Annotated in this window: 29 protein-coding genes and 3 tRNA genes; 22 read left to right on the forward strand and 10 right to left on the reverse strand. The window is 60.8% G+C overall.

Features of this window, described 5'->3' with window-relative positions:
- Positions 1–9 precede the first annotated feature (9 nt).
- Positions 10–1,293: an NAD(P)/FAD-dependent oxidoreductase gene (locus V7787_RS09915; RefSeq protein WP_003250557.1), complete on the reverse strand. Its 1,284-nt coding sequence runs from the start codon at positions 1,291–1,293 to the stop codon at positions 10–12.
- A 203-nt stretch (positions 1,294–1,496) separates the two neighbouring features.
- Between V7787_RS09915 and V7787_RS09920 the strand changes: the two genes are divergently transcribed.
- The 4 genes from V7787_RS09920 to V7787_RS09935 all read left to right on the forward strand — a co-directional run bounded on the left by V7787_RS09920 (position 1,497) and on the right by V7787_RS09935 (position 3,046).
- Positions 1,497–1,573, forward strand: a tRNA-Val gene (locus V7787_RS09920).
- A 171-nt stretch (positions 1,574–1,744) separates the two neighbouring features.
- A tRNA-Val gene (locus V7787_RS09925) sits at positions 1,745–1,821 on the forward strand.
- Positions 1,822–1,952: 131 nt separating this feature from the next.
- Positions 1,953–2,522 (forward strand): SPOR domain-containing protein, encoded by a 570-nt coding sequence (locus tag V7787_RS09930; RefSeq protein ID WP_014591568.1) that lies wholly within the window; start codon positions 1,953–1,955, stop codon positions 2,520–2,522.
- 98 nt (positions 2,523–2,620) lie between these two features.
- On the forward strand, positions 2,621–3,046 hold the full coding sequence (locus V7787_RS09935) for a hypothetical protein (protein ID WP_064491377.1): 426 nt from the start codon (positions 2,621–2,623) through the stop codon (positions 3,044–3,046).
- Between the two features lie 3 nt (positions 3,047–3,049).
- Here the strand turns inward: V7787_RS09935 and V7787_RS09940 are convergent, their stop codons facing one another.
- The 4 genes from V7787_RS09940 to cynS all read right to left on the reverse strand — a co-directional run bounded on the left by V7787_RS09940 (position 3,050) and on the right by cynS (position 5,523).
- A complete protein-coding gene (locus V7787_RS09940; RefSeq protein ID WP_064491378.1) occupies positions 3,050–3,742 on the reverse strand; it encodes an endonuclease in 693 nt (230 codons plus the stop codon).
- 6 nt (positions 3,743–3,748) lie between these two features.
- Positions 3,749–3,991: a DUF1654 domain-containing protein gene (locus tag V7787_RS09945; RefSeq protein ID WP_004574330.1), complete on the reverse strand. Its 243-nt coding sequence runs from the start codon at positions 3,989–3,991 to the stop codon at positions 3,749–3,751.
- 202 nt (positions 3,992–4,193) lie between these two features.
- Positions 4,194–5,018, reverse strand: coding sequence for a formate/nitrite transporter family protein (locus V7787_RS09950; RefSeq protein WP_064491379.1), 825 nt, complete (start codon positions 5,016–5,018; stop codon positions 4,194–4,196).
- 64 nt (positions 5,019–5,082) lie between these two features.
- A complete protein-coding gene (gene cynS, locus V7787_RS09955) occupies positions 5,083–5,523 on the reverse strand; it encodes a cyanase (RefSeq protein WP_003250631.1) in 441 nt (146 codons plus the stop codon).
- Positions 5,524–5,724: 201 nt separating this feature from the next.
- Here cynS and V7787_RS09960 point away from each other — a divergent pair, with 201 nt between their 5' ends.
- On the forward strand, positions 5,725–7,599 hold the full coding sequence (locus tag V7787_RS09960; protein ID WP_064491380.1) for a sigma 54-interacting transcriptional regulator: 1,875 nt from the start codon (positions 5,725–5,727) through the stop codon (positions 7,597–7,599).
- Positions 7,600–7,724: 125 nt separating this feature from the next.
- Here the strand turns inward: V7787_RS09960 and V7787_RS09965 are convergent, their stop codons facing one another.
- The gene (locus V7787_RS09965; RefSeq protein ID WP_003250634.1) at positions 7,725–8,813 is read right to left on the reverse strand and encodes an asparaginase; all 1,089 of its coding nucleotides are present in this window, start codon (positions 8,811–8,813) and stop codon (positions 7,725–7,727) included.
- Positions 8,814–9,179: 366 nt separating this feature from the next.
- Between V7787_RS09965 and V7787_RS09970 the strand changes: the two genes are divergently transcribed.
- The 7 genes from V7787_RS09970 (at position 9,180) to V7787_RS10000 (ending at position 16,117) form a co-directional block, all read left to right on the forward strand.
- A complete protein-coding gene (locus tag V7787_RS09970) occupies positions 9,180–10,139 on the forward strand; it encodes a sugar ABC transporter substrate-binding protein (protein ID WP_064491381.1) in 960 nt (319 codons plus the stop codon).
- A gap of 20 nt (positions 10,140–10,159) precedes the next feature.
- Entirely contained in the window at positions 10,160–11,713 is a 1,554-nt protein-coding gene (locus tag V7787_RS09975; RefSeq protein WP_064491415.1) for a sugar ABC transporter ATP-binding protein, read from the forward strand.
- On the forward strand, positions 11,710–12,705 hold the full coding sequence (locus V7787_RS09980; protein WP_003250639.1) for an ABC transporter permease: 996 nt from the start codon (positions 11,710–11,712) through the stop codon (positions 12,703–12,705). The genes V7787_RS09975 and V7787_RS09980 overlap by 4 nt, the downstream gene beginning before the upstream one ends.
- A gap of 4 nt (positions 12,706–12,709) precedes the next feature.
- Complete coding sequence (locus tag V7787_RS09985; protein ID WP_064491382.1) at positions 12,710–13,732, forward strand: LacI family DNA-binding transcriptional regulator; 1,023 nt, start codon at positions 12,710–12,712, stop codon at positions 13,730–13,732.
- Positions 13,733–13,747: 15 nt separating this feature from the next.
- Positions 13,748–14,656 carry a ribokinase gene (gene rbsK / locus V7787_RS09990; protein ID WP_064491383.1) on the forward strand — a complete coding sequence of 303 codons (909 nt, stop codon included), beginning with the start codon at positions 13,748–13,750 and terminating at the stop codon, positions 14,654–14,656.
- Positions 14,653–15,051 carry a D-ribose pyranase gene (gene rbsD, locus V7787_RS09995; protein WP_064491384.1) on the forward strand — a complete coding sequence of 133 codons (399 nt, stop codon included), beginning with the start codon at positions 14,653–14,655 and terminating at the stop codon, positions 15,049–15,051. Before rbsK ends, rbsD begins: the two co-directional genes overlap by 4 nt.
- A 64-nt stretch (positions 15,052–15,115) precedes the next feature.
- Complete coding sequence (locus V7787_RS10000) at positions 15,116–16,117, forward strand: nucleoside hydrolase (protein ID WP_064491385.1); 1,002 nt, start codon at positions 15,116–15,118, stop codon at positions 16,115–16,117.
- Here the strand turns inward: V7787_RS10000 and V7787_RS10005 are convergent.
- Positions 16,089–16,301, reverse strand: coding sequence for a hypothetical protein (locus tag V7787_RS10005; protein WP_003250649.1), 213 nt, complete (start codon positions 16,299–16,301; stop codon positions 16,089–16,091). The two genes, V7787_RS10000 and V7787_RS10005, sit on opposite strands and share 29 nt — an antisense overlap.
- 274 nt (positions 16,302–16,575) lie before the next feature.
- Here V7787_RS10005 and V7787_RS10010 point away from each other — a divergent pair, with 274 nt between their 5' ends.
- Positions 16,576–16,896: an I78 family peptidase inhibitor gene (locus V7787_RS10010; protein WP_049587634.1), complete on the forward strand. Its 321-nt coding sequence runs from the start codon at positions 16,576–16,578 to the stop codon at positions 16,894–16,896.
- A 199-nt stretch (positions 16,897–17,095) separates the two neighbouring features.
- Here V7787_RS10010 and V7787_RS10015 read toward each other — a convergent pair whose 3' ends face one another.
- On the reverse strand, positions 17,096–17,308 hold the full coding sequence (locus V7787_RS10015; protein WP_003250656.1) for a cold-shock protein: 213 nt from the start codon (positions 17,306–17,308) through the stop codon (positions 17,096–17,098).
- A 162-nt stretch (positions 17,309–17,470) separates the two neighbouring features.
- Entirely contained in the window at positions 17,471–17,776 is a 306-nt protein-coding gene (locus V7787_RS10020) for a hypothetical protein (protein ID WP_012052881.1), read from the reverse strand.
- 338 nt (positions 17,777–18,114) lie between these two features.
- Here V7787_RS10020 and thrS point away from each other — a divergent pair, with 338 nt between their 5' ends.
- The 9 genes from thrS (at position 18,115) to V7787_RS10065 (ending at position 25,601) form a co-directional block, all read left to right on the forward strand.
- Positions 18,115–20,037, forward strand: a complete 1,923-nt coding sequence (gene thrS / locus V7787_RS10025; RefSeq protein ID WP_010953409.1) for a threonine--tRNA ligase — start codon at positions 18,115–18,117, stop codon at positions 20,035–20,037.
- On the forward strand, positions 20,037–20,588 hold the full coding sequence (gene infC, locus V7787_RS10030) for a translation initiation factor IF-3 (protein WP_012052879.1): 552 nt from the start codon (positions 20,037–20,039) through the stop codon (positions 20,586–20,588). The genes thrS and infC overlap by 1 nt, the downstream gene beginning before the upstream one ends.
- A gap of 60 nt (positions 20,589–20,648) precedes the next feature.
- The gene (gene rpmI / locus V7787_RS10035; protein WP_003250667.1) at positions 20,649–20,843 is read left to right on the forward strand and encodes a 50S ribosomal protein L35; all 195 of its coding nucleotides are present in this window, start codon (positions 20,649–20,651) and stop codon (positions 20,841–20,843) included.
- Between the two features lie 27 nt (positions 20,844–20,870).
- Positions 20,871–21,227, forward strand: a complete 357-nt coding sequence (gene rplT, locus V7787_RS10040) for a 50S ribosomal protein L20 (RefSeq protein ID WP_003250671.1) — start codon at positions 20,871–20,873, stop codon at positions 21,225–21,227.
- A 109-nt stretch (positions 21,228–21,336) separates the two neighbouring features.
- Positions 21,337–22,353, forward strand: a complete 1,017-nt coding sequence (pheS, locus tag V7787_RS10045; protein WP_003250674.1) for a phenylalanine--tRNA ligase subunit alpha — start codon at positions 21,337–21,339, stop codon at positions 22,351–22,353.
- Positions 22,354–22,384: 31 nt separating this feature from the next.
- Positions 22,385–24,766 (forward strand): phenylalanine--tRNA ligase subunit beta, encoded by a 2,382-nt coding sequence (gene pheT, locus V7787_RS10050; protein ID WP_064491386.1) that lies wholly within the window; start codon positions 22,385–22,387, stop codon positions 24,764–24,766.
- Between the two features lie 4 nt (positions 24,767–24,770).
- Positions 24,771–25,073 (forward strand): integration host factor subunit alpha, encoded by a 303-nt coding sequence (gene ihfA, locus V7787_RS10055; protein WP_003250679.1) that lies wholly within the window; start codon positions 24,771–24,773, stop codon positions 25,071–25,073.
- Positions 25,054–25,410, forward strand: a complete 357-nt coding sequence (locus tag V7787_RS10060) for a MerR family transcriptional regulator (protein ID WP_003250681.1) — start codon at positions 25,054–25,056, stop codon at positions 25,408–25,410. The genes ihfA and V7787_RS10060 overlap by 20 nt, the downstream gene beginning before the upstream one ends.
- A 114-nt stretch (positions 25,411–25,524) precedes the next feature.
- Positions 25,525–25,601: transfer RNA gene (locus tag V7787_RS10065), tRNA-Pro, on the forward strand.
- 287 nt (positions 25,602–25,888) lie between these two features.
- Here V7787_RS10065 and V7787_RS10070 read toward each other — a convergent pair.
- Positions 25,889–26,815 (reverse strand): LysR family transcriptional regulator, encoded by a 927-nt coding sequence (locus tag V7787_RS10070; protein WP_064490815.1) that lies wholly within the window; start codon positions 26,813–26,815, stop codon positions 25,889–25,891.
- Positions 26,816–26,891: the final 76 nt, after the last annotated feature.

Genomic DNA, 26,891 nt, shown 5'->3' on the forward strand with positions numbered 1-26,891 from the left:
CTGCCTGAATCAGAAGCCCAGGCGATCGCGCAGGCTGTAGTACCAGGCACCGATGGCGCTGAAGGGTACGCGCAGCATCTGGCCACCCGGGAACGGGTAGTGCGGCAGGCCGGCAAAGGCGTCGAAACGCTCTGCCTGGCCACGCAGGGCCTCGGCCAGCACCTTGCCCGCCAGGTGGGTATAGGTCACGCCGTGGCCCGAGCAACCCTGCGAGTAGTAGATGTTGTCGCCGATCCGGCCAACCTGAGGCAGGCGCGACAGGGTCAGCAGGAAGTTACCGGTCCAGGCGTAGTCGATCTTCACGTTCTTCAGCTGCGGGAAGGCCTTGAGCATTTTCGGGCGGATGATCGCCTCGATGTTGGCCGGGTCACGCGCGCCGTACACCACGCCGCCACCGAAAATCAGGCGCTTGTCGCTGGTCAGGCGGTAGTAGTCGAGCAGGTAGTTGCAGTCCTCGACGCAGTAGTCCTGCGGCAGCAGAGTGCGTGCCAGTTCTTCGCCCAGTGGCTCGGTGGTGATCACCTGCGTGCCACATGGCATGGACTTGGCGGCCAGCTCGGGTACCAGGTTGCCCAGGTAGGCGTTGCCGGCAACGATGATGAACTTGGCGCGGACCTTGCCCTGCGGGGTATGCACGACCGGGTTGGCACCGCGTTCGATGCGCACGGCCGGGGTTTGCTCATAGATGATGCCACCCAGCGACTCGACCGCGGCAGCTTCACCCAAGGCCAGGTTCAGCGGGTGGATGTGGCCGCCGCTCATGTCGAGCATGCCGCCGATGTAGCTGTCGCAGGCAACCACTTCGCGGATGCGCTTCTGGTCCATCAGCTCCAGCTGATTATGGCCAAAGCGTTCCCACAGGCGCTTTTGCGATTCCAGGTGGCCCATCTGCTTGCTGGTAAGGGCGGCGAATACGCCACCATCTTTCAGGTCGCACTGAATGTTGTACTTGGCCACGCGTTCACGAATGATGCGCCCGCCCTCGAAGGCCATGTGGCCCAGCAGTTGCGCCTGCTTGGGGCCGACGGTGCGTTCGATGACATCAATGTCGCGGCTGTAGCTGTTGACGATCTGGCCGCCGTTGCGGCCCGATGCGCCGAAGCCGACCTTGGCCGCTTCGACGATGCTCACCTTGAAGCCGTTCTCCAGAAGGAACAGGGCGCTGGACAGGCCGGTGTAGCCGGCACCGATGATGCACACATCGGTTTCCACCTCACCCTGCAGCGCCGGACGTGGCGGCACCGGGTTGGCCGAGGCGGCGTAGTAGGACTGGGGGTAGGGGGTGTTAGCCATGCTGCAGGAACCTCGTGTTTTATATTTTTAACGAATGTACCGATGCTATCAATAATAATAAACACCCGCTAGTCGTCTGGTGAAAATCCTTTACGGGTCCCCCCTTAGCCAGCCTCTCTATAAAGAGTTTAAGATTCAGTAGGTTAGCGCGAAAAAAAGTGTTGACAGGGTTTTTGTAATGCGTAGAATGCGCACCACACGACAGGCACATAGCTCAGTTGGTTAGAGCACCACCTTGACATGGTGGGGGTCGTTGGTTCGAGTCCAATTGTGCCTACCAAATCGAAAAAGGGGTGATCCGAAAGGGTCACCCCTTTTTTCATTGTCCATTGCGCGTGTGCCGGAAAACCGCGGTCTGGACGCGAAGCGCCTGCATTCGAAAGTTTTTGATTTTTCTCAAAAAAAAGCTTTACAGGTACGCATCGGGCCACTAATATGCGCACCACACGACAGGCACATAGCTCAGTTGGTTAGAGCACCACCTTGACATGGTGGGGGTCGTTGGTTCGAGTCCAATTGTGCCTACCAAATCGAAAAAGGGCGATCAGAAATGATCGCCCTTTTTGCATTTGCGCCCGAAGCAGCGTGTAACGTTTGGTCGCGGTTCGGGCATACCCCGGCGTGCTAGAATCCGCCCCTTCGAATCTGGAGGTACACGCGTGCGCAAACTGGCTGTGGTAATGGCAGTGCTCGCCCTGGCGGGCTGTGAGAACGAGGTCGAAGGCGTGCACAAGCAGGTGGCCGAACACCTGCACAACCCCAAGACCGCCAAGTTCGGCAACGTGCGGATCGACACCCAGGGCACCATCTGCGGTCAGGTCCGCGGCAAGGACGATGCCGGGCAGTACGAAGCCTACCGCAGCTACGTGGCGATCAAGCGCGATGGCCAATACGACATCATCGTCGACGATACCGGCAACAACCTGCGTATCCGTGAGCTCTGCGGTGGAGCCGACCTGCAGCGCCGTGCCGAGGCGCTGGCAGACCAGCCGGCGCCACAGGGTTGGGACGTGGAAGTGGTGCAGGGCGCCAACATGGGCGCGCTCAGTGACATGACGGCGCGCCTGATCGAAAAGGGTATCCCGTCTTCGGTGGAGTACCGTGACGGCAAGCCGGTGGTGCTGCTGGGGCCGTTCCCCACCCGCGAAGAAGCGCAGGCGCGCAGGGATGAAGTGATGGCCAAGCTAGGTACCGATTCGGTGGTCATCCAGCACGGCGCAGCACGCTAAGCCAGTAAAAGTGGCGCCGCAGTCAAGGCTTGTGTCAGGCGCTGTTCACACAAGTTTGGCTATGCTTGGGGTGGTAGCTGCCAAACGGGGAGGGCCTCATGTCTACACTGGAGCGGGCCATTGCCGTGGCCGCCAGGGCGCATGAAGGGCAATACGATAAGGGTGGGGCGGCTTATATCCTCCACCCGTTGCGCGTGATGATGCGGGTTTCCACACCTGAACAGCGGATTGTGGCGGTGCTTCACGATGTGATCGAGGACACCTCGCTGACCCTGTCCGACCTGGCGCGTGAGGGCTTCGCGCTGAAAATCCTGGCTGCGTTGCTGGCGCTTAGCCGCCGCGAGGGCGAGCCTTACCAGGATTTCGTGATGCGCCTGGGCGACGACCCGCTGGCGCGCACCGTCAAGCTGGCCGATCTGGCCGACAACAGTGATCTCTCGCGCATCCCCTGTCCGGGCCCCGCCGACCTGGCGCGGCTGGCCCGTTACCGGGAAGCCAGCGCCTACTTACAAACGCTGGCCTGAGGATCAACCGCACGCCTTGAGGTTGACCGGCCCCACGAACGCGTTTCCCCGCCCCATCACGCAGGCGACCTGTTGGTTGCGTTGCCGCTCCCAGGCTTGCGGCGGGTAGGTCTTGTTCCAGGCCTCGAAAAGCTGGCGGTCCTGTTTGGACAGGCGCAGGTTGTACTGCTTGCTCATGTAGAAGTAGGTGCGGGCGATCATGCCGCGGATCGACGGGCGCGGCATCACCTTCCTCGCCTTGAAGTCGACCTGGGTCAGGCAGCGGCCATACTGGCCGCGTTGTTCTGGTAGCCAGCCGAAACTGAAGTTGCTGCGGTCGCCGTTGACCTCACCGATGCTTGGCACCAGGTTGTGCAGGTCGGCTTCGGCGCGTTGGTACACTTCGTCATGCTGCGAGCACTGCTTGCGCCCGCCACTCTGCCAGCATTGGCGCTGATGGCCGATCTGCCAGGCGGGTACGATGTGCTCCCACTCGATGCGTGACGCGCGCTGGGCATTCTTGCGCGGGGCATAGCCGCAGGAGGCCAGGTCGACCTTGTTGCCCTTGTATTTACAGCCGCAATAGAACTCGGTCGATTGTGGCGCGTAGAGCTTCCAGGCGACCTTCTTGGCCTCCTGGAAGGTACGCGGAGCGTCGGCTTGAACAAACGGAGCGGTCAGTAACAGGCAGGCTGCTGCGAAAAGCGAAACTCTCATGCGCAGTCAATCTTCCTTCGGTACCGTCCAGAAAATCTGCACACCGCCATCGTCGCGATGGGCGAGGGTGACGTTGTCGTTTTCTGCGATCTCCTGAAGCAGGGTCTCCCAGTCATCCGGGCTTTCCTGTTCCAGGCGGAAGATCAGCGCCGCACGGCTGCGCTGGGCGGTGGGGCTGTTGATGATCTTCTGGATGCGTACACCCAGCTGTTCATAGCTGCTCGGAGTGGCGGAGGCGGTGCTGGACACAGGAGTTTCCTTGTTTTGCTGTATGTGCATACAGTATTTCACTGTAATTAAATTCGCAACAGCTTGTCAGGGGAAATCCAGCGTTGGTCTGTAAGCCATGACACTGTTCTGAAATGTAAACGATGTTCGGGTTAGAGGCAGTGCAAAGCAAAACCTGAAGTGAGACAGGCGGCGACTGAGGCTGCCTGCCTTCTTTATAGCTTCAGCAGGCTGTTGCGCTGGTAACTTTCTTCGCGGCCGTACGGATGTGGGTGCCGTACAGCGTCAGGCCTGTGAAGGCCAGGCCGCCCACCAGGTTGCCCAGTACGGTGGGGATTTCGTTCCACACCAGGTAGTCCATGAGCGAGAAGTCGCCGCCCATGATCATTGCGGATGGGAACAGGAACATGTTCACGACCGAGTGCTCGAAACCCATGAAGAAAAACAGCATGATCGGCATCCACATGGCGATCACCTTGCCGCTCACAGAGGTGGAGATCATCGCGCCGACCACGCCCATCGACACCATCCAGTTGCACAGCACGCCACGCAGGAAGATCGTCAACCAGCCTGCCAGCCCGTATTGCTCGTAACCCAGGGTGCGGGCCTCACCGATGCTGGCAATTTTCTCTCCCACGGCACCGGGGGAAGCATGGAAACCATAGGTAAAGACGAAGGCCATCATGCAGGCGACCGTAAGGGCGCCGGCGAAGTTGCCGACGAACACCAGGCCCCAGTTGCGCAGAATTCCCCTAACGGTGACCCCGGGGCGTTTGTCCAGTAATGCCAGCGGGGTGAGCATGAAGACCCCGGTGAGCAGGTCGAAGCCCATAAGGTAGAGCATTGAAAAACCAACCGGAAACAGTACTGCGCCTATCAGGGCTGAGCCTGTCTGCACTGCGATGGTCACTGCGAATACGGCCGCCAGGGCCAGAATTGCCCCGGCCATATAGCTGCGGATCAGCGTGTCGCGAGTGGACATGTGGACCTTTGATGCGCCGGCATCGAGCATCTTGGTGACAAAATCGGTGGGTAGCAGATAAGACATGGCGGTTCCCTCAACTGCGGGTAATAGGCGGCACCCCCGGAGGGATGCCGAGGGTTGGATGGGTTTACCAGGAACGGTATGGCAAGAACTTGCCATTGAGAGTCAACAAAACCCGGTCGCCTTTGGGATCTTCGATTCGCTCGACATGCATGGAAAAGTCGATGGCACTCATGATGCCGTCGCCAAATTTTTCCTGGATAACGTCTTTCAGGGTTGGGCCATAGACGCCCACGACTTCGTACAGTCGATAGATCAGCGGGTCTTGAGGGATGGACTTGTCCCAACCCTTGACCGGGAAAGCGGTTAAGGTAGCGGCGACTTGATCATCCAGCTCCAATACCTCGCAAAGATGCGTTGCCACTTCCAGCGGCGCGCTGTTCATGCCGTAGCAAACCGATGCAAGCCATACCGGGGCCTTGCCCACTGCGTTGGCAAGATCATCCCAGCTCAGGCCCTTGCGTGCTTTCGCGGCCATGATCAGGTGATGCATTTCAAGTTTGTCCATTATTTCTGCTCCCGCAGTTTTGTTTAAGGTGAGAACACCCATAGCGAGAGATGTGCCAACTTCCAACATTTTGTAACTACCTGATTTTATTGGTTTATTTTTTGGTTTCTGGCGGGGTGTATTTACGAAATTTCGTAAATTACGAACTGTCGTAATATTGTTCACGAAATTTCTTGAAAATCGGTTCGAGGATATCCATCAGTGACAGACACCGTCGCCCTCGGAGTCGCGGCCGACTCCGCCGTTGCCATGCTGTTAATCCACCCGGTAGCTGATCGAGTACTGCAAGCCAACAACGCCGCGCTTGATTTACTTGGCTGCGCCGCAAATGAGCTGCCCGGTCATGCCTTTAGCCATTTTCTGCGAGGGGGAATCGCACTGTGGGTGAGCTTTACGGATGAGGTGCTGACTCAAGGCGAAGCGTGGTCGGACGACCTGCTGCTGGTGGATCTGCAACTGCGGCAAATAGCGGTGGAGGTTTCGGCTAGCGCGGTTGAGGGCGGGAAAATTGTGCTGGCGGTGCAGCGCCGCGACCTTCTGGAGCAGCGCCGTAACCGTGCTGAGGCGCGCCGGCAACACCGTTTGGGCCACGTGGGGTGGGAACGAATCAGCCAGGTGTTCGAGCGCATCCAGCAGCAAAACCGGCTGATTCTTGGTGCAGTTGGCGAGGGCATCTATGGGCTCGATACCCGGGGCCAGACCACGTTCATCAACCCCGCCGCCGAGCGTATTTTGGGGTGGAGTGCCGTCGACATGATTGGCCAGGATGCCCACCATTTGTTCCACCACAGCCATAGCGACGGACGTGCGTTCGAGGTCAATCAGTGCCCCATCCATGCTTCGTTCAGCGATGGACAAGTTCATCGCGTGGACCACGAGGTGTTCTGGCACAAGAGCGGCGAACCAATCGCCGTCGAGTACACCAGCACTCCAATCTTCGAGATGGGAAGGCTGGTAGGGGCGGTGGTGTTGTTTCGGGACATCCGCGAACGACAACGCACTGAAGCGCGCCTGCGCGATGCGCTAAGTGAAGTAGAGCAGTTGAAGACTCGGCTGGAAATGGAAAACCAATACCTGCAGGAGGAAATCAACGCCCACGGCAATCACCACGAGATCGTCGGCGAAAGCCCTGCGGTCAAGCATCTGTTACAGCAGATCGACCTGGTCGCAGCTACCGACGCCAACGTGTTGGTCACCGGCGAGTCAGGCACGGGTAAAGAGCTTGTTGCTCGCGCTATTCATGCCAGCAGCCCCCGGCGCGACCGCCCTCTGATTCGGGTCAATTGCGCCGCGGTGCCCCGTGAATTGTTCGAGAGCGAGTTCTTCGGCCACCTCAAAGGGGCCTTCACCGGAGCGGTCAGCAACCGAGTGGGTCGCTTTGAGTTGGCAGACGGCGGTACCTTGTTTCTCGATGAGGTGGGAGAGATTCCGCTGGAGCTACAAAGCAAGTTGCTCCGCGTTCTACAGGACCGCCAGTTTGAGCCTGTAGGCGACAATCGCACCAGGGCCGTTGATGTGCGAGTTATCGCCGCAACGAACCGTGACCTACGCGATATGGTCGCCCGAGGTGCGTTCCGAGAAGATTTGTACTTCCGCTTGAATGTGTTCCCTATACGCTCGGTGCCCTTGCGGGAGCGACTTGAGGACATTCCTTTGCTCGCCAGCCATTTTCTTGAAAGGGCTAGCCTGGCGTTCAACAAACCGGGCATTCGCATGTCGCTGACCCAAGTCGCGGTGCTTCAGCAGTACGCTTGGCCGGGCAACATTCGCGAGCTTCAAAATGTGATTGAGCGACAGACCATTGTCTCCCGAGATGGTCGCGTGAGCTTTCATGAGGTTCTGGCGCCAAGCGCCCCGTCCAGTGGCCCTGTATCTTCAACTTCACAATGCCCGCCCGAGCCGACTGCCGACAAAGACTGGGAGCGGCAGATGAAGCTGAATGCGATCTCTGTGCTCAAACGAACAGCAGGGAAAGTCTCCGGCGAGGGTGGTGCTGCGCAATTGCTGGGGTTGAAGCCCACAACCCTGGCGTCTCGACTCAAAAAGTGGGGCGTTGATCCGAGAGATTACAAATAGAGCTACTCGCGCAACCCTGAGAAGAAACCCACTGATGCGAGCCCCAGTTGAGTGGCGGCGGGGCGGGGTTGATCTGGAAAAGGAAGAATGGCCGGTGATGTGGGGCACCGGCCATGGGTGGTTGATCAGTACTCCCAGAAGATGCGCTGCAGCTCTTTGCTGTCCTGGGTCTTGGTCATTGCCACCATCGCCAGGATCCGCGCTTTTTGCGGGTTCAGGTCGTGAGCCACGACCCAGTCGTTCTTGTCATCCGGCTGTTCGGCGTTACGCAGTACGAAACCACCCTGGTTGACATGCGACGAGCGGATGATCTGCACGCCGTTCTTGCGCAGTTCTTGCAGCGCCGGGACTACCCGCGACGATACCGAACCGTTGCCGGTACCGGCATGGATCAGCGCCTTGGCGCCGTTCTGTGCCAGCGCCTTGTAGGCGGTGTCGGTGACGTTGCCATAGCCATAGGCAATGTCCACCTGCGGCAGGCTGCTGATCTGCTTGATATCGAACTCGGAATTGACCGTATGGCGCTTGGCCGGCAGGCGGAACCAGTACGATTTGCCTTCCACCACCATGCCCATCGGGCCCCAGGCGCTCTTGAAGGCTTCGGTCTTGATGTTGACCGCTTTGCTCACATCGCGGCCGGACTGGATCTCGTCGTTCATGGTCACCAGCACGCCCTTGCCACGCGACTGTTTGTCGCTGGCTACGGCCACGGCGTTGTACAGGTTGAGCATGCCGTCGGCGGACATGGCGGTACCCGGACGCATCGAGCCGACCACCACGATTGGCTTGTCGGTCTTCTCTACCAGGTTGAGGAAGTAGGCGGTTTCTTCGAGGGTGTCGGTGCCGTGGGTGATGACGATGCCGTCGACGTCCTTGCTTTCAGCCAGCTCGGCGACGCGCTTGCCCAGCTTCAGCAGGTCGTCATTACTGATGCTCTCGGAGGCGATCTGCATCACTTGCTCGCCACGTACATTGGCGATGTCGGCCAGTTCCGGCACGCCGGCGATGAGCTTGTCGACGCCCAGCTTGGCAGCCTGGTAAGTGGCGCTGTTGGCAGCGCTGGCACCGGCGCCGGCAATGGTGCCGCCGGTGGCGAGGATGACCACGTTGGCCAGCTTCTGTTGGGTTTCGGCTTCTTTGGCCGAGGCGCTGGATGGCAGGATCAGCAGCAGGGCGAGTGCGCTTGGGGCGAAGGTTTTCAGTGCGGCATTCATCGTTATTGTTCTCGCTTCCTAGTGAGTTAGTTATTGAGTCGCGCAGGGCTATAGGCATTTTTCGTACCAAGGCGCCACGCGTTGCCTGGGTTGGAGCGGCCTTGCGTTGCAATGGGCTGTGTAGCAGCCCCGACAATGTGTGGTGTTGCACCGAGCCGCGCCTGCCAAGGCGGCATTGCATTCGTAATTCCGAACAGATAAAGGAAAAGGTGTTCGGTTTTTCGGAAAAGGCTGCATAATCGGCCCCAGCAGCACTTTGGCCTCCGAAAGCCAAACGGATTTGACAAACAACGGTCCTGTTACCATAGTTGGTCAACGCAAACGTTTGCGATCCGACAAAAAACACAAGATTCGGAGTCATCGTTCATGAAGCTGCCGTTCCCCGGTCGTCTGCTGGCCCTCGCTGTCATTTCCTCGCTTAGCCTCGCCTTGCCATTGTCTGCCGCCCACGCTGAAGACAAGCCCAAGGTCGCCCTAGTCATGAAGTCGCTGGCCAACGAGTTCTTCCGCACCATGGAAGACGGCGCCAAGGACTACCAGAAAACCCACGCCGACGAGTTCGAGCTGATCGCCAACGGCATCAAGAACGAGACCGACACTGGCGAGCAGATCCGCATCGTCGAGCAGATGGTCAATGCCGGCGCCAAGGCGCTGGTGATTGCCCCGGCTGACTCGAAAGCACTTGTGTCGGCGGTGAAGAAGGCCATGGACCAGGGCGTGGTGGTGATCAACATCGACAACCGTCTGGACCCTGATCTGCTCAAGAGCAAAGGCATCAGCGTTCCCTTCGTCGGCCCCGACAACCGCAAGGGCGCGCGCCTGGTTGGCGATTACCTGGCCAGCCAGAAGCTCAAGGCCGGCGACCAGGTGGGCATTATCGAAGGCGTGCCGACCACCACCAATGCCCAGCAGCGTACCGCCGGCTTCAAGGACGCCATGGACGCCGCGCAGATGAACATCGTCTCGGTACAAAGCGGCAATTGGGAGATCGACAAAGGCAATGCCGTCGCCGCCTCCATGCTCAACGAATACCCCGACCTGAAGGCCTTGCTGGCCGGAAACGACAGCATGGCACTGGGCGCTGTGTCCGCCGTGCGTGCCGCTGGCAAGGCCGGCCAGGTGCAAGTGGTGGGCTATGACAACATCAATGCCATCAAGCCAATGCTTGAAGACGGTCGCGTGCTTGCCACCCTCGACCAGGCCGCCAGCCAGCAGGCGGTGTATGGCATTCAGGCGGCGCTGAAAATGGTCAAGGGCGAAAAGCCTGATGTGGATGCCGACAACGTCATTCAGACCCCGGTCGAACTCATCACCAAGAAGCCCTGATGCTGCCAGGAGAATCGGCCATGCCTGCATCGGCCAATGAAGTGGTGCTTGCCGCCAGCGGCCTGGGCAAGACCTACGCCCAGCCCGTGCTCGGCGAGGTCAGCCTGAGCCTGCGCGCCGGTGAAGTGCTGGCCCTGACCGGCGAGAACGGCGCGGGCAAGAGTACGTTGTCCAAGCTCATCAGCGGCCTGGAGGTGCCCACCACCGGGCACATGACCTACCGTGGCCAGGCCTACGCGCCCGGCAGCCGCAGCGAGGCCGAACGCCTTGGTGTGCGCATGGTCATGCAGGAGCTGAACCTGCTGCCGACGCTGACCGTGGCGGAAAACCTGTTTCTCGACAACCTGCCCAGCCGTTTCGGCTGGATCAGCCACAAGCGCCTGCGCCAGCTGGCAACGGCCGCCATGGCTCGGGTCGGGCTCGACGCCATCGACCCGGACACCCCTGTCGGCGAGCTGGGCATCGGCCATCAGCAAATGGTCGAGATTGCCCGCAACCTGATCGGTGACTGCCATGTGCTGATCCTGGATGAACCCACTGCCATGCTCACTGCGCGCGAGGTGGCGTTGCTGTTCACCCAGATCGAGCGCCTGCGCGCGCGCGGCGTGGCCATCGTCTATATCTCGCATCGCCTGGAAGAGTTGCAGCGGGTGGCCCAACGCATCGTTGTGCTGCGCGATGGCAAGCTGGTGTGCGACGAGCCGATCCAGCGCTACAGCAGCGCCGAGCTGGTCAACCTGATGGTCGGCCGCGAGCTGGGCGAGCATATCGACCTGGGCCGACGGCAGATGGGTGCACCGCTGCTCAAGGTCGACAAGTTGTGCCGCGGCGACAAGGTGCGCGAGGTGTCGTTCGAAGTCAGGGCAGGGGAGATTTTTGGCATTTCCGGCCTGATCGGCGCCGGCCGTACCGAGCTGTTGCGCCTGATCTACGGTGCCGATCGCGCCGACAGCGGCGGTATCGCGCTCGGCCAACCGCCGCAGGCGGTAAACATCGACTCGCCCAAGGCTGCAGTGCGGGCCGGTATCGCGCTGATAACCGAAGACCGCAAAGGCGAGGGCCTGCTGTTGACGCAGTCGATCAGCGCCAACATTGCATTGGGCAACCTGGGCGCGGTATCGCGGGCCGGCGTGCTCGATGGCGAAGCGGAAAAAGCCTTGGCCGAACGCCAGATCCAGGCCATGCGCATTCGCAGTGCCGGCGCGCAGCAGGTGGTGGGTGAGCTGTCTGGCGGTAACCAGCAAAAAGTGGTGATCGGCCGCTGGCTGGAGCGCGATTGCCAGGTGCTGCTGTTCGACGAACCCACGCGTGGCATCGATGTGGGCGCCAAGTTCGACATTTATGGCCTGCTGGCCGAGCTGGCGCGCCAAGGCAAGGCCTTGGTGGTGGTGTCCAGTGACCTGCGAGAACTGATGCTGATATGCGACCGCATCGCCGTGCTGTCCGCCGGCCGCCTGATCGACACTTTCGCGCGTGATCATTGGAGCCAGGACCAGTTGCTTGCCGCCGCCTTCGCCGGTTATCAGAAACGTGACGCGCTGCTGCATGACGCAGCCCCCAGGATGGATGCATGAAAACCACCCCGCTCAACAACCAGGAAGCCGCCCCCGTGCGCCGCAGCGGTACCTACTTTGGCCTGGGCACCTACCTGGGCCTGGCTGGCGCCTTGCTGGCGATGATCGTGCTGTTCTCGTTCCTCAGCAGCCACTTCTGGTCGTATGGCACCTTCAGCACGCTGGCCAACCAGATCCCGGACCTGATGGTGCTGGCGGTGGGCATGACCTTCGTGTTGATCATCGGCGGCATCGACCTGTCGGTGGGCTCGGTGCTGGCGCTGGCCGCCTCCACGGTGAGCGTGGCGATACTCGGCTGGGGCTGGGGCGTGCTGCCCTCGGCGCTGCTGGGCATGGCTGTGGCCGCATTGGCCGGCAGCATTACCGGTGGCGTCACCGTGGCCTGGCGCATCCCGTCGTTCATCGTCTCGCTTGGTGTGCTGGAGATGGCCCGTGGCCTGGCCTACCAGTTCACCGACTCGCGCACCGCCTATATCGGCGACGCCTATGCCTGGTTCTCCAACCCGGTCGCCTTTGGTGTTTCGCCAGCGTTTATCATCGCCTTGTTGGTGATCGTGCTCGCCCAGTTGGTACTGACGCGCACGGTGTTCGGCCGTTACCTGATCGGTATCGGCACCAACGAAGAGGCCGTGCGCCTGGCCGGTATCGATCCGCGCCCTTACAAAGTGCTGGTGTTCGCCCTGATGGGCCTGCTCGCCGGCCTGGCCGCGCTGTTCCAGATCTCGCGGCTGGAAGCGGCCGACCCCAATGCCGGCTCTGGCCTGGAGCTGCAGGTCATTGCCGCCGTCGTGATCGGCGGCACCAGCCTGATGGGTGGGCGTGGCTCGGTCATCAGCACCTTCTTTGGCGTACTGATCATTTCCGTATTGGCCGCCGGGCTGGCGCAGATCGGTGCCAGCGAGCCGACCAAACGCATCATCACCGGGGCGGTGATCGTCATCGCCGTGGTGCTCGACACTTACCGTAGCCGGCGCGCAGGCCGGCGGAACTGACACCATGGCAACTATCAAAGACGTCGCGGCACTGGCGGGTATTTCCTACACCACCGTGTCCCATGTACTCAACAAGACCCGTCCGGTCAGCGAACAGGTGCGGCTGAAAGTGGAAGCCGCCATCATCGAACTGGATTACGTGCCCAGTGCGGTGGCGCGCTCGCTGAAGGCGCGCAGCACGGCCACCATCGGCCTGTTGGTGCCCAACAGCGTCAACCCGTACTTCGCCGAACTGGCGCGGGGTATCGAAGACGCCTGCGAGCGCAACGGCTATTGCGTGATCCTGTGCAACTCCGACGACAACCCGCAGAAGCAGCGCAGCTACCTGCGCGTGCTGCTGGAAAAACGCATCGATGGCCTGGTAGTGGCCTCGGTGGGCCAGGACGACGACCTGCTGCAGAGCCTGGCCAGTGTGCGCACGCCAATGGTCATCGTCGACCGTGAGCTGGAAGGCGTCGATGCCGACCTGGTGCGCATTGACCACGAGCAGGGGGCGTACCTGGCCACCCGGCATCTGCTGGAGCTTGGTCATCGCGACGTCGCCTATATCGGCGGCCCCGCCGAAACCGGGGTTACCCAGCTGCGCCTGAGCGGCTTCCGCCGTGCCATGGCCGAAGCCGGTGCGCCCGTGCCGGGCAGCCGTGTACTGCACTGCGACTTCACCAGCCCGGGTGGCCATGCAGCGGCGGCGCAGATGCTGGAAGGCAAGCGGCCCTCGGCGATTTTTGCCGGCAACGACATGATCGGCTTTGGTGTGCTGCGCGCTGCAGCCGAACGCAATATCAGCGTACCCGGCGAGCTGTCGGTGATCGGTTTCGACGACATCGAGCTCAGCCGCTACGTGTACCCACCACTGACCACGGTGGGCCAGTCGATCCGCGAGCTGGGCGAGAGCGCTGCCTCGTTGCTGCTGACGCGTATCGCTACGCCCCGGCAAGGCGCGGCGGAGCAGCGCATTGTCGCCCCGCGTATCGTCTTGCGTGAGTCCACCGGGCCGCGTCCGGACCTGTTCAATGATTACCGCTAACGCTAAGGAAACGTCATGAATGCCAAGGTTGTGGTGGTTGGCAGCCTCAACATGGACCTGGTGGTCCGCGCCCAGCGCCTGCCACGGGCTGGCGAAACACTCCCCGGCGATAGCTTTTTCACGGTGCCGGGCGGCAAGGGTGCCAACCAGGCTGTGGCAGTGGCGCGGCTGGGCGGCAGCGTGGCGATGATCGGCAATGTAGGGGATGACGACTACGGTCGGAAGCTGCACCGGGCCTTGTATGTCGAGGGGATCGACTGTCAGGGCGTCAGCACCTGTCCAGCCATGTCCAGCGGTGTGGCGCTGATCACGGTGGATGCTGCCAGCCAGAACTGTATTGTCATCATTCCCGGCGCAAACGGCTTGCTGACGCCGCAGTCGGTGCGGCGCTTCGATGCGTTGCTGCAGGCTGCCGAGGTAATCATCTGCCAGTTGGAAGTGCCAGCCAGCACCGTGGCCTGGACACTGGCCAGAGGGCACGAGCTGGGCAAGCAGGTGATCCTGAACCCAGCACCCGCTACCGGCCCCTTGCCAGCGGACTGGTTTGCGCATATCGATTACCTTACCCCTAACGAAAGTGAGGCCGAAGCCTTGACCGGTGTGGCGGTGACCGACCAGGACAGTGCCCGGCGCGCAGGCGAGCGCTTGCTGCAGCTGGGGGCAGGCAAAGTGATCATCACCTTGGGTGCGCAAGGTGCCTTGCTGGTTACTGCCCAAGGCCATCAGCACTATCCGGCGCCGCACGTGCAACCGCTGGACACCACCGCTGCCGGCGATACCTTCATCGGTGGCTTTGCTGCCGGCCTGGTGCGTGGGCTGGAGGAGGGGGAGGCGATCGCCTTTGGCCAGCGTGCTGCAGCATTGTCGGTTACCCGTGCCGGTGCCCAACCGTCGATTCCCTATCTGGCGGAGCTGACGCCATGAAGAAAACCCCGCTGTTGAACGTTGCCCTGTCGCGGGTCATTGCCGGTATGGGGCATGGCGATATCCTGGTGATTGGCGATGCCGGGCTGCCGGTGCCGCCGGGTGTGGAACTGATCGACCTGGCCATTACGCCTGGCCTGCCGGATTTCGCCAGCGTGCTGCGGGTGGTGCTGAGCGAACTGCAGGTTGAGCGGCATGTGCTGGCTGAAGAAATGCAAAAAGTGGTGCCGCCCGCGCTGGTCGAAATCGAGCGACTGAAGGGCAAGCTGGGCAAGCGCGAATGGCTGACCCATGAGGATTTCAAAGTGGTGTCGCGCAGTGCTCGTGCGGTGGTGCGTACAGGCGAGTGCCAGCCCTACAGCAACATTGCCCTCATCTCCGGCGTCACCTTCTAGCCGCTTCCACAAAGGACGTCGGGCTGTGTAACCGCATGATTCATAGGCAACAGGAGTGCCACCCATGCTCAAGTCCCTGCTACAAGGAGTCGTCTTCATGGCCACAGCCTCCACCCTCCAGGCCGCACCCATCGATCTGATCATCGACACCGATCCCGGCGCCGACGATGTGGTGGCGCTGTTTCTGGCCATGGCTTCGCCCAACGAACTCAGTATCCGCGCCATCACCACCGTGGCCGGCAACGTTCGCCTGGACAAGACCTCGCGCAATGCCCGCCTGGCCCGCGAATGGGCGGGGCGTGAAGACATCCCGGTTTACGCCGGTGCCGGCCGCCCATTGGTGCGCACGCCGATCTACGCCGCCGACGTTCATGGCGAAGAAGGCCTCACCGGCGTACAGGTGCACGAGCCGAAAGCGCCCCTGGCCCAAGGCAATGCCGTGCAATACCTGGTCGATACCCTCGGCGCAGCCAAACCGCACAGCATCACCGTCGCCATGCTCGGCCCGCAGACCAACCTGGCCCTGGCGCTGATCCAGCGCCCGAGCATCGCCAAAGGCATCAAGGAGGTGGTGGTCATGGGGGGAGCGCATTTCAACGGCGGCAACATCACCCCGGTGGCGGAGTTCAACCTCTACGCCGACCCGCACGCCGCCGAAGTGGTGCTGGCCAGCGGCGTGCAGCTGACCTACCTGCCGTTGGATGTCACGCACAAGCTGCTGACCAGTAACGCCCGCCTCAAGCAACTGGCAGCCGTGAACAACCAGGCCAGCAAGCGCGTGGTGGATATCCTCAATGCCTACATCACCCACGACATGGACGTGTATGGCATACCTGGCGGCCCTGTGCACGACGCCAGCGTCATCGCTTACCTGTTAAAGCCCGAGCTGTTCAGCGGCCGGCGTATCCACATGAGCATCGACAGCCGCGAAGGGCCCACTTTCGGCCAGACAATTGCAGACTGGTACGGTGTGCTCAAGCGGCCGGCGAATGTGCTGTGGGTGGAGCAGGGTGATGCCCAGGGGCTGTTCGACCTGCTCAGTGCCCGTCTGGCGCGATTGGAATAGCCGCGTGCGGCGCGTAGCGCTCGAACACCTGGTCGATGAAGCTGCGTGCCGCCTCGGCACCGTTGTCGCGCACCAACAGGTCGATGGCGATCAGCAGCAACTCTTCCGGTGTGCCAGGGCTGTACGCGCTCTGGCCCTCGGCCCATTTGACCTTGATATCGGCATCGATGCTGTGGGTGCTCATGAAAAGCTCTCGCTAGGGGCCCGGAACGAAGGAGGAACACCTGACCCTGGTGTTCGATGGAGGCGGGATGCGCTCCACTTCTTGCAGCAAATCATGGCTTTGCGCCGGTGACCGTGCGGGCTAAGCATATGGCAAACACAGCACGTTGTGCAAAATCCGGTCACGATTGCTTTTCGCCTCGCTGCTGCAGTTCAGGCAGACTTGACCGGTTTTGCAACAAATGATGAGCGGAGCTGTCGGATCAGGCAGTTCCCGGACCGATTTAGGAGGCTTCATGTTTCGTACCCGTGCTTACCTGGCAACTCTGGCTGTGGCTGCTGTCCTGGCGGGTTGCAGCACTGGTGGCAATGCTGATGGCGGTGGTGCGCCGGCCGCGTCAGCGGGCAACGATGGCCGCTGCGAAGCCAGTGGTGCCGACTTTGCCATGGGCAAGCAGGCCAGCGCCGAATTGCTGGAGCAGGCACGCAAGGCCAGCGGCTCGCAGATGGCGCGCATTCTCAAGCCGCACGACGTGGTCACCCTGGAGTACCGCTCCGAGCGCCTGAACCTGAACGTGGACGAGCAGGGCAGGGTAACCCGCGTCAACTGCGGTTGATGCACGCGGGGGCAACTGCCTTGCGCAAAATGTGAAAAGCCTGCGCGGTCGCCTGTAGGAGCGGGTTCACCCGCGAACACGGGCGAAGCCCGTGCCATTCACCCTAAAGTCTGTTTCGCAGGCAATCCCGCCCCTTCAGATGATGCATCACCCATAAAAAAACCCGCCACAAGGGCGGGTTTTTTTACAGCTATCCGAATTACTCCGGACGAACCTGTGCAGCCTGCATGCCCTTCTGGCCGCGCTCGGCGACGAAGGAAACAGTCTGGCCTTCTTTCAGGCTCTTGAAGCCGTCAGATTCGATGGCTTTGAAGTGTACGAACAGGTCGTCGCCGCCGCCTGCTGGGGTGATGAAGCCGTAGCCTTTCTCATCATTGAACCATTTGACGGTGCCTTGTTGGCGATTGGACATGGGTGAATCTCCAGAACATTTAGTTTTTTCAGTGGTGCAATGCGGCCGAGGCTACGGAGCACGGGATACATCATAGTCTAATTCTGCGCATCTAGCGCCTTTTACCTTCGCAGGATATTGATCCAGCTCAAAGAATGGCTGGCCATCACCGGCTTTAAGGTTTCAGCTCTTCGGTGCGCAGGCCTGTTTCACCACCGACTGCGCCTTCTGCATCAGCTTGGCGTCAACGCCGTCCTTGCTGTCGAGGTCGGCAATCTCGGCGTCGGTGAAATTCTTTTTGATGGCTTGCGCGCCGCAGTCGCAGTGTTTTTTCGCGGTGGCAGCGTCAACGCCCTGGCCGCTGGCCACTTGCGTGCACTGGGTCATGTAGGCGGCCTCCTTCCCGGCTGGGAAGTTGCCGGCGTTCGCAGCCACGGGCAGCAGCAGGGCGCCAGCGGCCGCCAGGGCCAGAAGAGACGGAACTCGCATCACCAGTTACTCCTTGGGTTAAGGTCTCATCAAGAGTAGGTTGCTTCCCAAAGTCTGAGCGGTATTTTTCCGCGTTAGTTCACCGCTGCGGTGCAATTTCCAAATATTTCTGCCTGGGGTGCAACCCGCGTGCTAGCATGCTCGGCTTGCAGTCGCGCTGTTGCCGGCTGCAGCTATCTTTTTTCTTTCCAGTCACTCTGGTTCGTCCCTGACAAGCCGAAAGGCTTCTGCCACTGTGGGGCAGGCTTCCTTTTACCGGAAGGCAGGTCGGATCTTGTACTGGCTCATCCCAACCCACGTGACCTTTGGTAGGGGTCACCACTAGGAGAGGAGGCGCCATGCCCGTTATTACTCTTCCCGATGGCAGTCAACGTTCGTTCGATCACGCCGTATCCGTAGCCGAAGTAGCCGCTTCCATCGGCGCTGGCCTGGCCAAGGCCACCGTTGCCGGCAAGGTCGACGGCAAGCTGGTCGATGCGTGTGACCTGATCAGCAACGACGCCACCCTGCAGATCATCACCCCTAAAGATGAAGAGGGACTGGAGATCATCCGTCACTCGTGCGCCCACTTGGTTGGCCACGCCGTGAAGCAGCTGTACCCGACCGCCAAGATGGTGATCGGCCCGGTCATTGACGAAGGCTTCTATTACGACATCGCCTACGAGCGCCCCTTCACCCCAGAAGACATGGCCGCCATCGAAAAGCGCATGATGGAGCTGATCGAAAAAGACTACGACGTGGTCAAGAAAATGACCCCGCGCGCCGAAGTCATCGATGTGTTCAAGGCCCGTGGCGAAGACTACAAGCTGCGTCTGGTCGAAGACATGCCGGATGAACAGGCCATGGGCCTGTACTACCACGAAGAATACGTCGACATGTGCCGTGGCCCGCACGTGCCGAACACCCGCTTCCTCAAGGCATTCAAGCTGACCAAGCTGTCCGGCGCCTACTGGCGTGGCGATGCCAAGAACGAGCAGCTGCAGCGCGTGTACGGCACGGCCTGGGCTGACAAGAAGCAGCTGGCTGCGTACATCCAGCGCATCGAAGAAGCCGAAAAACGCGACCACCGCAAGATCGGCAAGCAGCTCGACCTGTTCCACCTGCAGGAAGAAGCCCCGGGCATGGTGTTCTGGCACGCCAACGGCTGGACCGTCTACCAGGTACTCGAGCAGTACATGCGTGGCGTGCAGCGCGAAAACGGCTACCAGGAAATCAAGACCCCGCAGGTTGTCGACCGCATCCTGTGGGAGCGTTCCGGCCACTGGTCCAACTATGCCGAAAACATGTTCACCACTTCGTCGGAAAGCCGTGACTACGCGGTAAAACCGATGAACTGCCCGTGCCACGTGCAGGTGTTCAACCAAGGCCTGAAAAGCTACCGCGACCTACCGCTGCGTCTGGCCGAGTTCGGTGCCTGCCACCGTAACGAGCCGTCCGGCGCACTGCACGGCATCATGCGCGTGCGTGGCTTCGTACAGGACGATGCGCACATTTTCTGCACCGAAGATCAGGTGAAGAAAGAGGCCGCCGACTTCATCAAGCTGACCCTGGACGTGTACAAGGACTTCGGTTTCAGCGACATCGCCATGAAACTGTCCACTCGTCCGGCCAAGCGTGTCGGTTCCGAAGAGTTGTGGGACCGTGCTGAAACAGCACTGGCCGACGCCCTGAACGAATCCGGCCTTGAGTGGGAATACCAGCCGGGCGAGGGTGCCTTCTACGGCCCGAAAATCGAGTTTACCCTGCGCGACTGCCTCGGCCGTAACTGGCAGTGCGGTACCCTGCAGTACGACCCGAACCTGCCAGAGCGTCTGGATGCCAGCTATATCGCCGAAGATAACAGCCGAGTTCGCCCGGTCATGCTGCACCGCGCCATCCTCGGTTCGTTCGAGCGCTTCATCGGCATGCTGATCGAGCACTACGCGGGCGTGTTCCCGGCGTGGCTGGCCCCAACCCAGGCGGTGATCATGAATATCACCGACAAGCAGGCCGATTTCGCCCTCGAGGTTGAGAAATCTCTGAACGGAAGCGGTTTCCGTGCCAAGTCGGACTTGAGAAATGAGAAGATCGGCTTTAAAATCCGCGAGCATACTTTGCTCAAGGTCCCGTACCTTTTGGTTATAGGGGACCGCGAAGTCGAAACGCAAACCGTCGCTGTGCGTACTCGCGAAGGCGCAGACCTGGGCTCCATGCCCGTCGCCCAATTCGTTGAGCTGCTGACACAAGCGGTTTCCCGGCGTGGTCGCCAAGAATCGGAGTAATGACTATTAAGCGTGAAATGAGAAACGATAAGCGTGCTGTACCGAAGGCCCCGATCAACGAGAATATCTCGGCCCGCGAGGTTCGGTTAATTGGCGCAGACGGCGAGCAGGTTGGCATCGTCTCGATTGATGAAGCGCTGCGTATCGCTGATGAAGCGAAGCTGGACCTGGTAGAAATCTCTGCAGACGCGGTACCACCCGTCTGCAAGGTCATGGACTACGGCAAGCACCTCTTCGAGAAGAAGAAGCAGGCTAACGAAGCCAAGAAAAACCAGAAGCAGATCCAGATCAAAGAAATCAAGTTTCGTCCAGGGACGGAGGATGGGGATTACCAGGTAAAACTACGCAACCTGGTACGTTTCCTTACCGATGGGGACAAGGCCAAGATCTCTCTGAGATTCCGTGGTCGTGAGATGGCCCACCAGGAGCTGGGCATGGAGCTGTTGAAGCGGGTCGAAGCCGACCTCGCCGAATACGGCACCGTTGAGCAGCATCCGAAGATGGAAGGACGCCAGCTTATGATGGTCATCGCCCCCAAGAAAAAGAAGTAATCTCCCGGGCACGGCAGGCCTGATGATTATGTGTAATTTTATCGAATGCGGAGTTCCAACATGCCAAAAATGAAAACCAAGAGCGGTGCTGCGAAGCGCTTCCTGAAGACAGCTTCGGGCTTCAAGCACAAGCACGCTTTCAAGAGCCACATCCTGACCAAAATGTCGACCAAGCGTAAGCGTCAACTGCGCGGTGCCAGCTTGCTGCACCCGTCCGACGTCGCAAAAGTCGAGCGCATGCTGCGCGTTCGTTAATTCTGGTTAAGATAGAGGAAGTTACTCATGGCTCGTGTTAAGCGCGGCGTTATCGCTCGTAAGCGTCACAAAAAAATTCTGAAACTGGCTAAAGGTTACTACGGTGCACGTTCGCGCGTATTCCGTGTAGCCAAGCAAGCGGTCATCAAGGCAGGCCAATACGCCTACCGCGACCGTCGCCAGAAGAAGCGTCAGTTCCGCGCACTGTGGATCGCTCGTATCAACGCCGGTGCCCGCACCAACGGTCTGTCCTACAGCCGTCTGATTGCTGGCCTGAAAAAGGCTTCGATCGAAATCGACCGTAAGGTTCTGGCTGATCTGGCAGTGAACGAAAAAGCGGCGTTTGCTGCGATTGTCGAGAAAGCTAAAGCCGTTCTGGCTTAAGTACCCGCGACAATCACCCGGCGGTGCTAGCGCTGCCGGGCATTGAACGTCATCGATAGGGGAAGAGCCTTCAAAGCTCTTCCCCTATTTTCGTATCTGGAGTCTGTACATGGAAAACCTGGATGCGCTGGTCTCCCAAGCCCTAGAGGCCGTGGAGCGCGCTGAAGACATCAACGCCCTGGAACAGATCCGGGTTAATTATCTCGGCAAGAAGGGCGAGCTGACCCAGGTGATGAAGACCCTGGGCAACCTGCCAGCCGAAGAGCGGCCGAAAGTCGGCGCGCTGATCAACGACGCCAAAGAGCGCGTCACCGTTGTGCTCAATGCCCGCAAGGCTGCCTTTGAAGAAGCCGAGCTCAGCGCTCGCCTGGCTGCCGAATGCATTGACGTCACCCTGCCAGGCCGCGGCCAGGCCACCGGTGGCCTGCACCCGATCACCCGTACACTCGAGCGCATCGAGCAGTTCTTCACCCACATTGGCTACGGCATTGCCGAAGGCCCAGAAGTGGAAGACGACTACCACAACTTCGAAGCGCTCAACATCCCCGGCCACCACCCGGCGCGGGCGATGCACGATACCTTCTACTTCAATGCCAACATGCTGCTGCGTACCCACACCTCGCCGGTGCAGGTGCGGACCATGGAGTCCACCCAGCCGCCCATCCGCATTGTGTGCCCGGGCCGCGTATACCGCTGCGACTCGGATATCACCCACTCGCCGATGTTCCACCAGGTCGAAGGCCTGCTGATCGATCGCGATATCAACTTCGCCGACCTCAAGGGCACCATCGAAGAATTCCTGCGCGTATTCTTCGAGAAAGAACTGGCGGTCCGTTTCCGCCCATCGTTCTTCCCCTTCACCGAGCCGTCTGCAGAAGTCGACATCCAGTGCGTGATGTGTTCCGGCAACGGCTGCCGCGTGTGCAAGCAAACCGGCTGGCTGGAAGTGATGGGCTGCGGCATGGTGCACCCGAATGTGTTGCGCATGTCCGGCATCGACCCAGAAGAGTTCCAGGGCTTCGCCTTCGGCATGGGTGCCGAGCGCCTGGCCATGCTGCGCTATGGCGTCAACGATTTGCGTCTGTTCTTCGACAACGACCTGCGGTTCCTAGCCCAATTCCGCTAGGCCCAATCGACGCAACTTTCAGGAGAACAGCATGAAATTCAGTGAACAGTGGCTGCGCGGTTGGGTCAACCCGCAAGTCTCCCGTGACGAACTGGTCGCCCGCCTGTCCATGGCCGGCCTCGAAGTTGACAGCGTTACCCCCGCTGCCGGCCAGTTCAGCGGCATCGTCGTGGGCGAAATTCTCGCCACCGAACAACACCCGGACGCCGACAAGCTGCGCGTGTGCCAGGTAAGCAGCGGTCAGGAAACCTTCCAGGTTGTGTGCGGCGCCCCTAACGCCCGCCCAGGCATCAAGATCCCGTTCGCCATGATCGGTGCCGAACTGCCAGGCGACTTCAAGATCAAGAAGGCCAAGCTGCGCGGTGTCGAGTCCTTCGGCATGCTGTGCTCGGCTGCCGAACTGCAGATCAGCGAAGAAAACGACGGCCTGCTGGAACTGGCTGCCGACGCTCCGGTTGGCGAAGACATTCGCACGTACCTGAGCCTGGATGATGCCAGCATCGAAATCGGCCTGACCCCGAACCGCGGCGACTGCCTGTCCATCGCCGGCCTGGCCCGCGACGTCAGCGCCCTGTACGACACCCCGGTCACCCGCCCGGTGGTGCCAGCCGTAGCGGCCACCCATGACGAAGTGCGCCCGGTCGAAGTCAGCGCCCCGGCTGCCTGCCCGCGCTACCTTGGCCGCGTTATCCGTAACGTCGACCTGAGCAAGCCAACCCCACTGTGGATGGTGGAGCGCCTGCGCCGCAGCGACGTTCGCAGCATCGACGCCGCCGTCGACATCACCAACTACGTGATGCTCGAACTCGGCCAGCCGATGCACGCCTTCGACCTGGCAGAAATCAACGGCGGCATCCGCGTGCGCATGGCCGAAGAGGGCGAAAAGCTCGTCCTGCTCGACGGCCAGGAAGTTGCCCTGCGTGCCGACACCCTGGTCATCGCCGACCACACCCGCGCCTTGGCCATCGCCGGCGTCATGGGGGGCGAGCACAGCGGTGTGAACACCGAAAAAACCCGCGACCTGTTCCTGGAAAGCGCCTTCTTCGAGCCGATTTCCGTCGCCGGTAAAGCCCGTTCCTACGGCCTGCACACCGATGCATCGCACCGCTACGAGCGCGGCGTCGACTCGCAACTGGCCCGCGAAGCCATGGAGCGCGCCACCCAGTTGCTGCTGGACATCGTTGGCGGCGAAGCCGGCCCGGTGGTCGAAGCGGTCAGCGAACAGCACCTGCCACAAGTAGCCCCGGTCACCCTGCGCGCCGAACGCATCACCCAGATGCTTGGCATGGAAATGGACCCAGCCCAGGTCGAGCAGTTGCTCAACGCCCTCGAGCTGACCACGACCAAGAGCGGGGAAGGGCAGTGGACCGTCAGCGTACCAAGCCACCGCTTCGACATCAGCCTGGAAGTGGACCTGATCGAAGAGCTGGCCCGCCTGTACGGCTACAACAACCTGCCGGTACGCTACCCGCAAGCCCGCCTGGCCCCACAGGGCAAGCCGGAAACCCGCGGTGACCTGCCGACCCTGCGCCGCCTGCTGGTTGCCCGCGGCTACCAGGAAGCCATCACCTACAGCTTCATCGACCCGAAACTGTTCGAACTGTTCAGCCCGGGCGTAGAGCCGCTGCTGCTGGCCAACCCCATCTCCAGCGACATGGCCGCCATGCGCGCCTCGCTGTGGCCGGGCCTGGTCAAGGCACTGCAGCACAACCTGAACCGCCAGCAAGACCGCGTGCGCCTGTTCGAAAGCGGCCTGCGCTTTGTCGGCCAACTGGGTGACCTGCAGCAGCAGCCAATGATTGCCGGCGTCATCACCGGCAGCCGCCTGCCAGAAGGCTGGGCCAACGGCCGCGACGGCGTCGACTTCTTCGACGTCAAAGCCGACGTGGAAGCCCTGCTGGGTTACTCCGGCGCCCTGAGCGACTTCACCTTCAGCGCCGGCAAACACCCAGCCCTGCACCCAGGCCAGACCGCTGCCATCGAGCGTGACGGCAAGCTGGTCGGCTACCTCGGCGCCATCCACCCGGAGCTGGCCAAAGCCCTGGGCCTGGACCGCCCGGTGTTCCTGTTCGAGCTGGTGCTGGGCGACGTGGTCGAAGGCCGCCTGCCGAAATTCAGCGAACTGTCCAAGTTCCCGGAAACCCGTCGTGACCTGGCTTTGATCGCAGGACGTGATGTAGCTTCTAGCGCGGTGCTTGAATTAATTCGTGACAATGCAGGCGAATGGCTCACAGACCTCAGGCTGTTTGATGTGTACCAAGGTAAAGGCATTGATCCTGATAGAAAAAGCCTTGCCGTCGGCTTGACCTGGCAGCATCCATCGCGCACTCTTAACGACGATGAGGTGAACACTACCCTGCAAAACATCCTCACCTCGCTCGAACAAAGGTTGAACACCACGTTAAGGAAATAACGGCATGGGTGCTCTGACGAAAGCTGAGATGGCCGAAAGGCTGTACGAGGAGCTGGGGCTTAACAAGCGTGAGGCCAAGGAGCTGGTCGAGCTGTTTTTCGAAGAAATTCGGCACGCACTTGAAGAGAACGAGCAGGTCAAGCTGTCCGGTTTCGGCAACTTCGACCTTCGCGACAAACGCCAGCGGCCGGGCCGTAACCCCAAGACAGGGGAAGAGATCCCGATCACCGCACGGCGCGTCGTCACCTTTCGTCCAGGGCAGAAGTTGAAGGCCCGGGTTGAGGCCTATGCTGGAACCAAGCCATAACGACGAACTGCCCCCCATACCGGGCAAACGCTACTTCACCATTGGTGAAGTGAGCGAGTTGTGTGCCGTAAAGCCACACGTGCTGCGGTATTGGGAGCAGGAGTTCGACCAGCTAAACCCTGTGAAGCGGCGAGGGAACCGGCGGTATTACCAGCGGCAGGACGTGCTGATGATCCGCCAGATTCGAGCGCTGCTGTATGACCAGGGGTTCACCATTGGCGGGGCGCGGTTGAGGCTCTCCAGTGATGAGGCTAAAGATGAATCCAGCCAGTACAAGCAGCTGATTCGGCAGATGATTGTTGAGTTGGAGGATGTGTTGGTGGTTTTGAAGAAGTAAGCTGGGTTTCTGATGAGTGGAAAATTTTTTGAGAAAAAGCTTTCATTTATCAGAGGGTTAGGGTAAATTCTTCAACGTTCTCGGCAAGATTGAGAACATGCTTCAAAGCCCAGTCGGGGCGTAGCGCAGCCCGGTAGCGCACTTGCATGGGGTGCAAGGGGTCGAGTGTTCGAATCACTCCGTCCCGACCATATATTCAATGACTTAGGCCATTTCCGAAAGGAGTGGCCTTTTTCATGTGCGTGACTTTTGCGTCACTTCTCAGGGTTTTACGCCTGCCGGCACTGTGCTTGCAACAGCTCGACCCGTACCTGGGCGACCTAGCCCTTGCGCGTAGCAGCGTGAGGCCATCCATGCCACCGGCTCGGCCCGGTGCTGGGCCGACATGTGCTAAACCGCACATCGGCCCAAGGCCAACTACAGGCTGGCCCATCGGCGCGGCATCCACCATGGCACTGATACAGAGTGATACGTCCCCTCAGCTGCCAGCGGCCCAGTGGCGCTGCTTGTCCATGATGAAGTCGACGAAGGCTCGCAGGCGCAACGGCATGTGTCGGCCTTGGGGATACAGCAGGGTAAACGGCCGCGAGCGGCCCGCGAAGGGTCGCAGCACCTCGACCAGCGAGCCCTCGGCAAGCTCGCGCTCGACGATGAAGCGGTAGGTCTGGAACAGTCCCGCGCCGTGCTTGGCCAAGGTCACGCCACCGAGCACGTCGTCCGAGCAGACGTAGCCGCCCTCGGTGAGGACTTCCCGCTCGCGGCCCTCCTCGTCGAACAGCCAGGCGATGCGCCGACCGCTGCTGGGCAGTTCGAACTGGATGCAGTCATGCCGCGCCAGTTCTTCAAGGCTCTGCGGCTCGCCCGCGTGTTCCAAGTAATCTGGAGTGGCCACCACCACCAGCCGGGCGTCTTCCAGCGGCCGGGCGATCAGGGTCGAATCTGGCTGTGCACGCACGCGGATGGCCAGGTCGTAGCCCTCGCCGACAAAGTCGATGTTGCGGTTGCCCAGGTGGATGTCGACCTGCACCTTCGGGTAGCGCCGTCGAAACTCGGGCAGCAGCGGCAGGATGCGGTGGTGCCCGTAGGTCGTGGGCAGGCTGATGCGCAGTGTGCCCGAAGGCTCCTGCTGCTGCCCTGTCACCACCCGTTCGGCCTCCATCAGCTGGGTCAGCGCCTGACGACACTGTTCGTAGTAGCCTCGCCCGCCCTCGGTCAGGCGGATGCTGCGGGTGGTACGGACGAACAGTCTGGAGCCCAAGCGCTCTTCCAGGCGGCTGATCGAGCGACTGACCGCTGCCGGCGTCACGCCCGCAGCGAGAGCGGCCGCGGTGAAGCTGCCCAGCTCCGCCGCCAGACAGAACAACTCGATGCTGCCGAGTAGGACGTCGTCGAAATGCCGCTGCATTGATTACACCATGTATCAACTTAAGTTCTCGCTGCCATATTTATCCTTATCTGAAGCAAAAATATAGTCCTCCCAA

It is taken from the genome of Pseudomonas sp. CGJS7, assembly GCF_036961695.1.

Bases quoted from the DNA above. Each gene is read 5' to 3' on its own strand.
- V7787_RS10010 (WP_049587634.1), top strand. From the start codon at position 16,576: ATGTTTCGTACCCGTGCTTACCTGGCAACTCTGGCTGTGGCTGCTGTC.
- V7787_RS09950 (WP_064491379.1), bottom strand. From the start codon at position 5,018: ATGTCTTATCTGCTACCCACCGATTTTGTCACCAAGATGCTCGATGCC.
- V7787_RS09975 (WP_064491415.1), top strand. From the start codon at position 10,160: ATGCCTGCATCGGCCAATGAAGTGGTGCTTGCCGCCAGCGGCCTGGGC.
- rplT (WP_003250671.1), top strand. From the start codon at position 20,871: ATGGCTCGTGTTAAGCGCGGCGTTATCGCTCGTAAGCGTCACAAAAAA.
- ihfA (WP_003250679.1), top strand. From the start codon at position 24,771: ATGGGTGCTCTGACGAAAGCTGAGATGGCCGAAAGGCTGTACGAGGAG.
- V7787_RS10005 (WP_003250649.1), bottom strand. From the start codon at position 16,301: ATGAGCACCCACAGCATCGATGCCGATATCAAGGTCAAATGGGCCGAG.
- pheS (WP_003250674.1), top strand. From the start codon at position 21,337: ATGGAAAACCTGGATGCGCTGGTCTCCCAAGCCCTAGAGGCCGTGGAG.
- V7787_RS10015 (WP_003250656.1), bottom strand. From the start codon at position 17,308: ATGTCCAATCGCCAACAAGGCACCGTCAAATGGTTCAATGATGAGAAA.
- V7787_RS09965 (WP_003250634.1), bottom strand. From the start codon at position 8,813: ATGAATGCCGCACTGAAAACCTTCGCCCCAAGCGCACTCGCCCTGCTG.
- V7787_RS10060 (WP_003250681.1), top strand. From the start codon at position 25,054: ATGCTGGAACCAAGCCATAACGACGAACTGCCCCCCATACCGGGCAAA.
- V7787_RS09915 (WP_003250557.1), bottom strand. From the start codon at position 1,293: ATGGCTAACACCCCCTACCCCCAGTCCTACTACGCCGCCTCGGCCAAC.
- V7787_RS10070 (WP_064490815.1), bottom strand. From the start codon at position 26,815: ATGCAGCGGCATTTCGACGACGTCCTACTCGGCAGCATCGAGTTGTTC.
- rpmI (WP_003250667.1), top strand. From the start codon at position 20,649: ATGCCAAAAATGAAAACCAAGAGCGGTGCTGCGAAGCGCTTCCTGAAG.
- V7787_RS09985 (WP_064491382.1), top strand. From the start codon at position 12,710: ATGGCAACTATCAAAGACGTCGCGGCACTGGCGGGTATTTCCTACACC.
- V7787_RS10000 (WP_064491385.1), top strand. From the start codon at position 15,116: ATGCTCAAGTCCCTGCTACAAGGAGTCGTCTTCATGGCCACAGCCTCC.
- V7787_RS10020 (WP_012052881.1), bottom strand. From the start codon at position 17,776: ATGCGAGTTCCGTCTCTTCTGGCCCTGGCGGCCGCTGGCGCCCTGCTG.
- infC (WP_012052879.1), top strand. From the start codon at position 20,037: ATGACTATTAAGCGTGAAATGAGAAACGATAAGCGTGCTGTACCGAAG.
- V7787_RS09940 (WP_064491378.1), bottom strand. From the start codon at position 3,742: ATGAGAGTTTCGCTTTTCGCAGCAGCCTGCCTGTTACTGACCGCTCCG.
- rbsK (WP_064491383.1), top strand. From the start codon at position 13,748: ATGAATGCCAAGGTTGTGGTGGTTGGCAGCCTCAACATGGACCTGGTG.
- V7787_RS09980 (WP_003250639.1), top strand. From the start codon at position 11,710: ATGAAAACCACCCCGCTCAACAACCAGGAAGCCGCCCCCGTGCGCCGC.
- thrS (WP_010953409.1), top strand. From the start codon at position 18,115: ATGCCCGTTATTACTCTTCCCGATGGCAGTCAACGTTCGTTCGATCAC.
- V7787_RS09970 (WP_064491381.1), top strand. From the start codon at position 9,180: ATGAAGCTGCCGTTCCCCGGTCGTCTGCTGGCCCTCGCTGTCATTTCC.
- V7787_RS09935 (WP_064491377.1), top strand. From the start codon at position 2,621: ATGTCTACACTGGAGCGGGCCATTGCCGTGGCCGCCAGGGCGCATGAA.
- rbsD (WP_064491384.1), top strand. From the start codon at position 14,653: ATGAAGAAAACCCCGCTGTTGAACGTTGCCCTGTCGCGGGTCATTGCC.
- pheT (WP_064491386.1), top strand. From the start codon at position 22,385: ATGAAATTCAGTGAACAGTGGCTGCGCGGTTGGGTCAACCCGCAAGTC.
- cynS (WP_003250631.1), bottom strand. From the start codon at position 5,523: ATGGACAAACTTGAAATGCATCACCTGATCATGGCCGCGAAAGCACGC.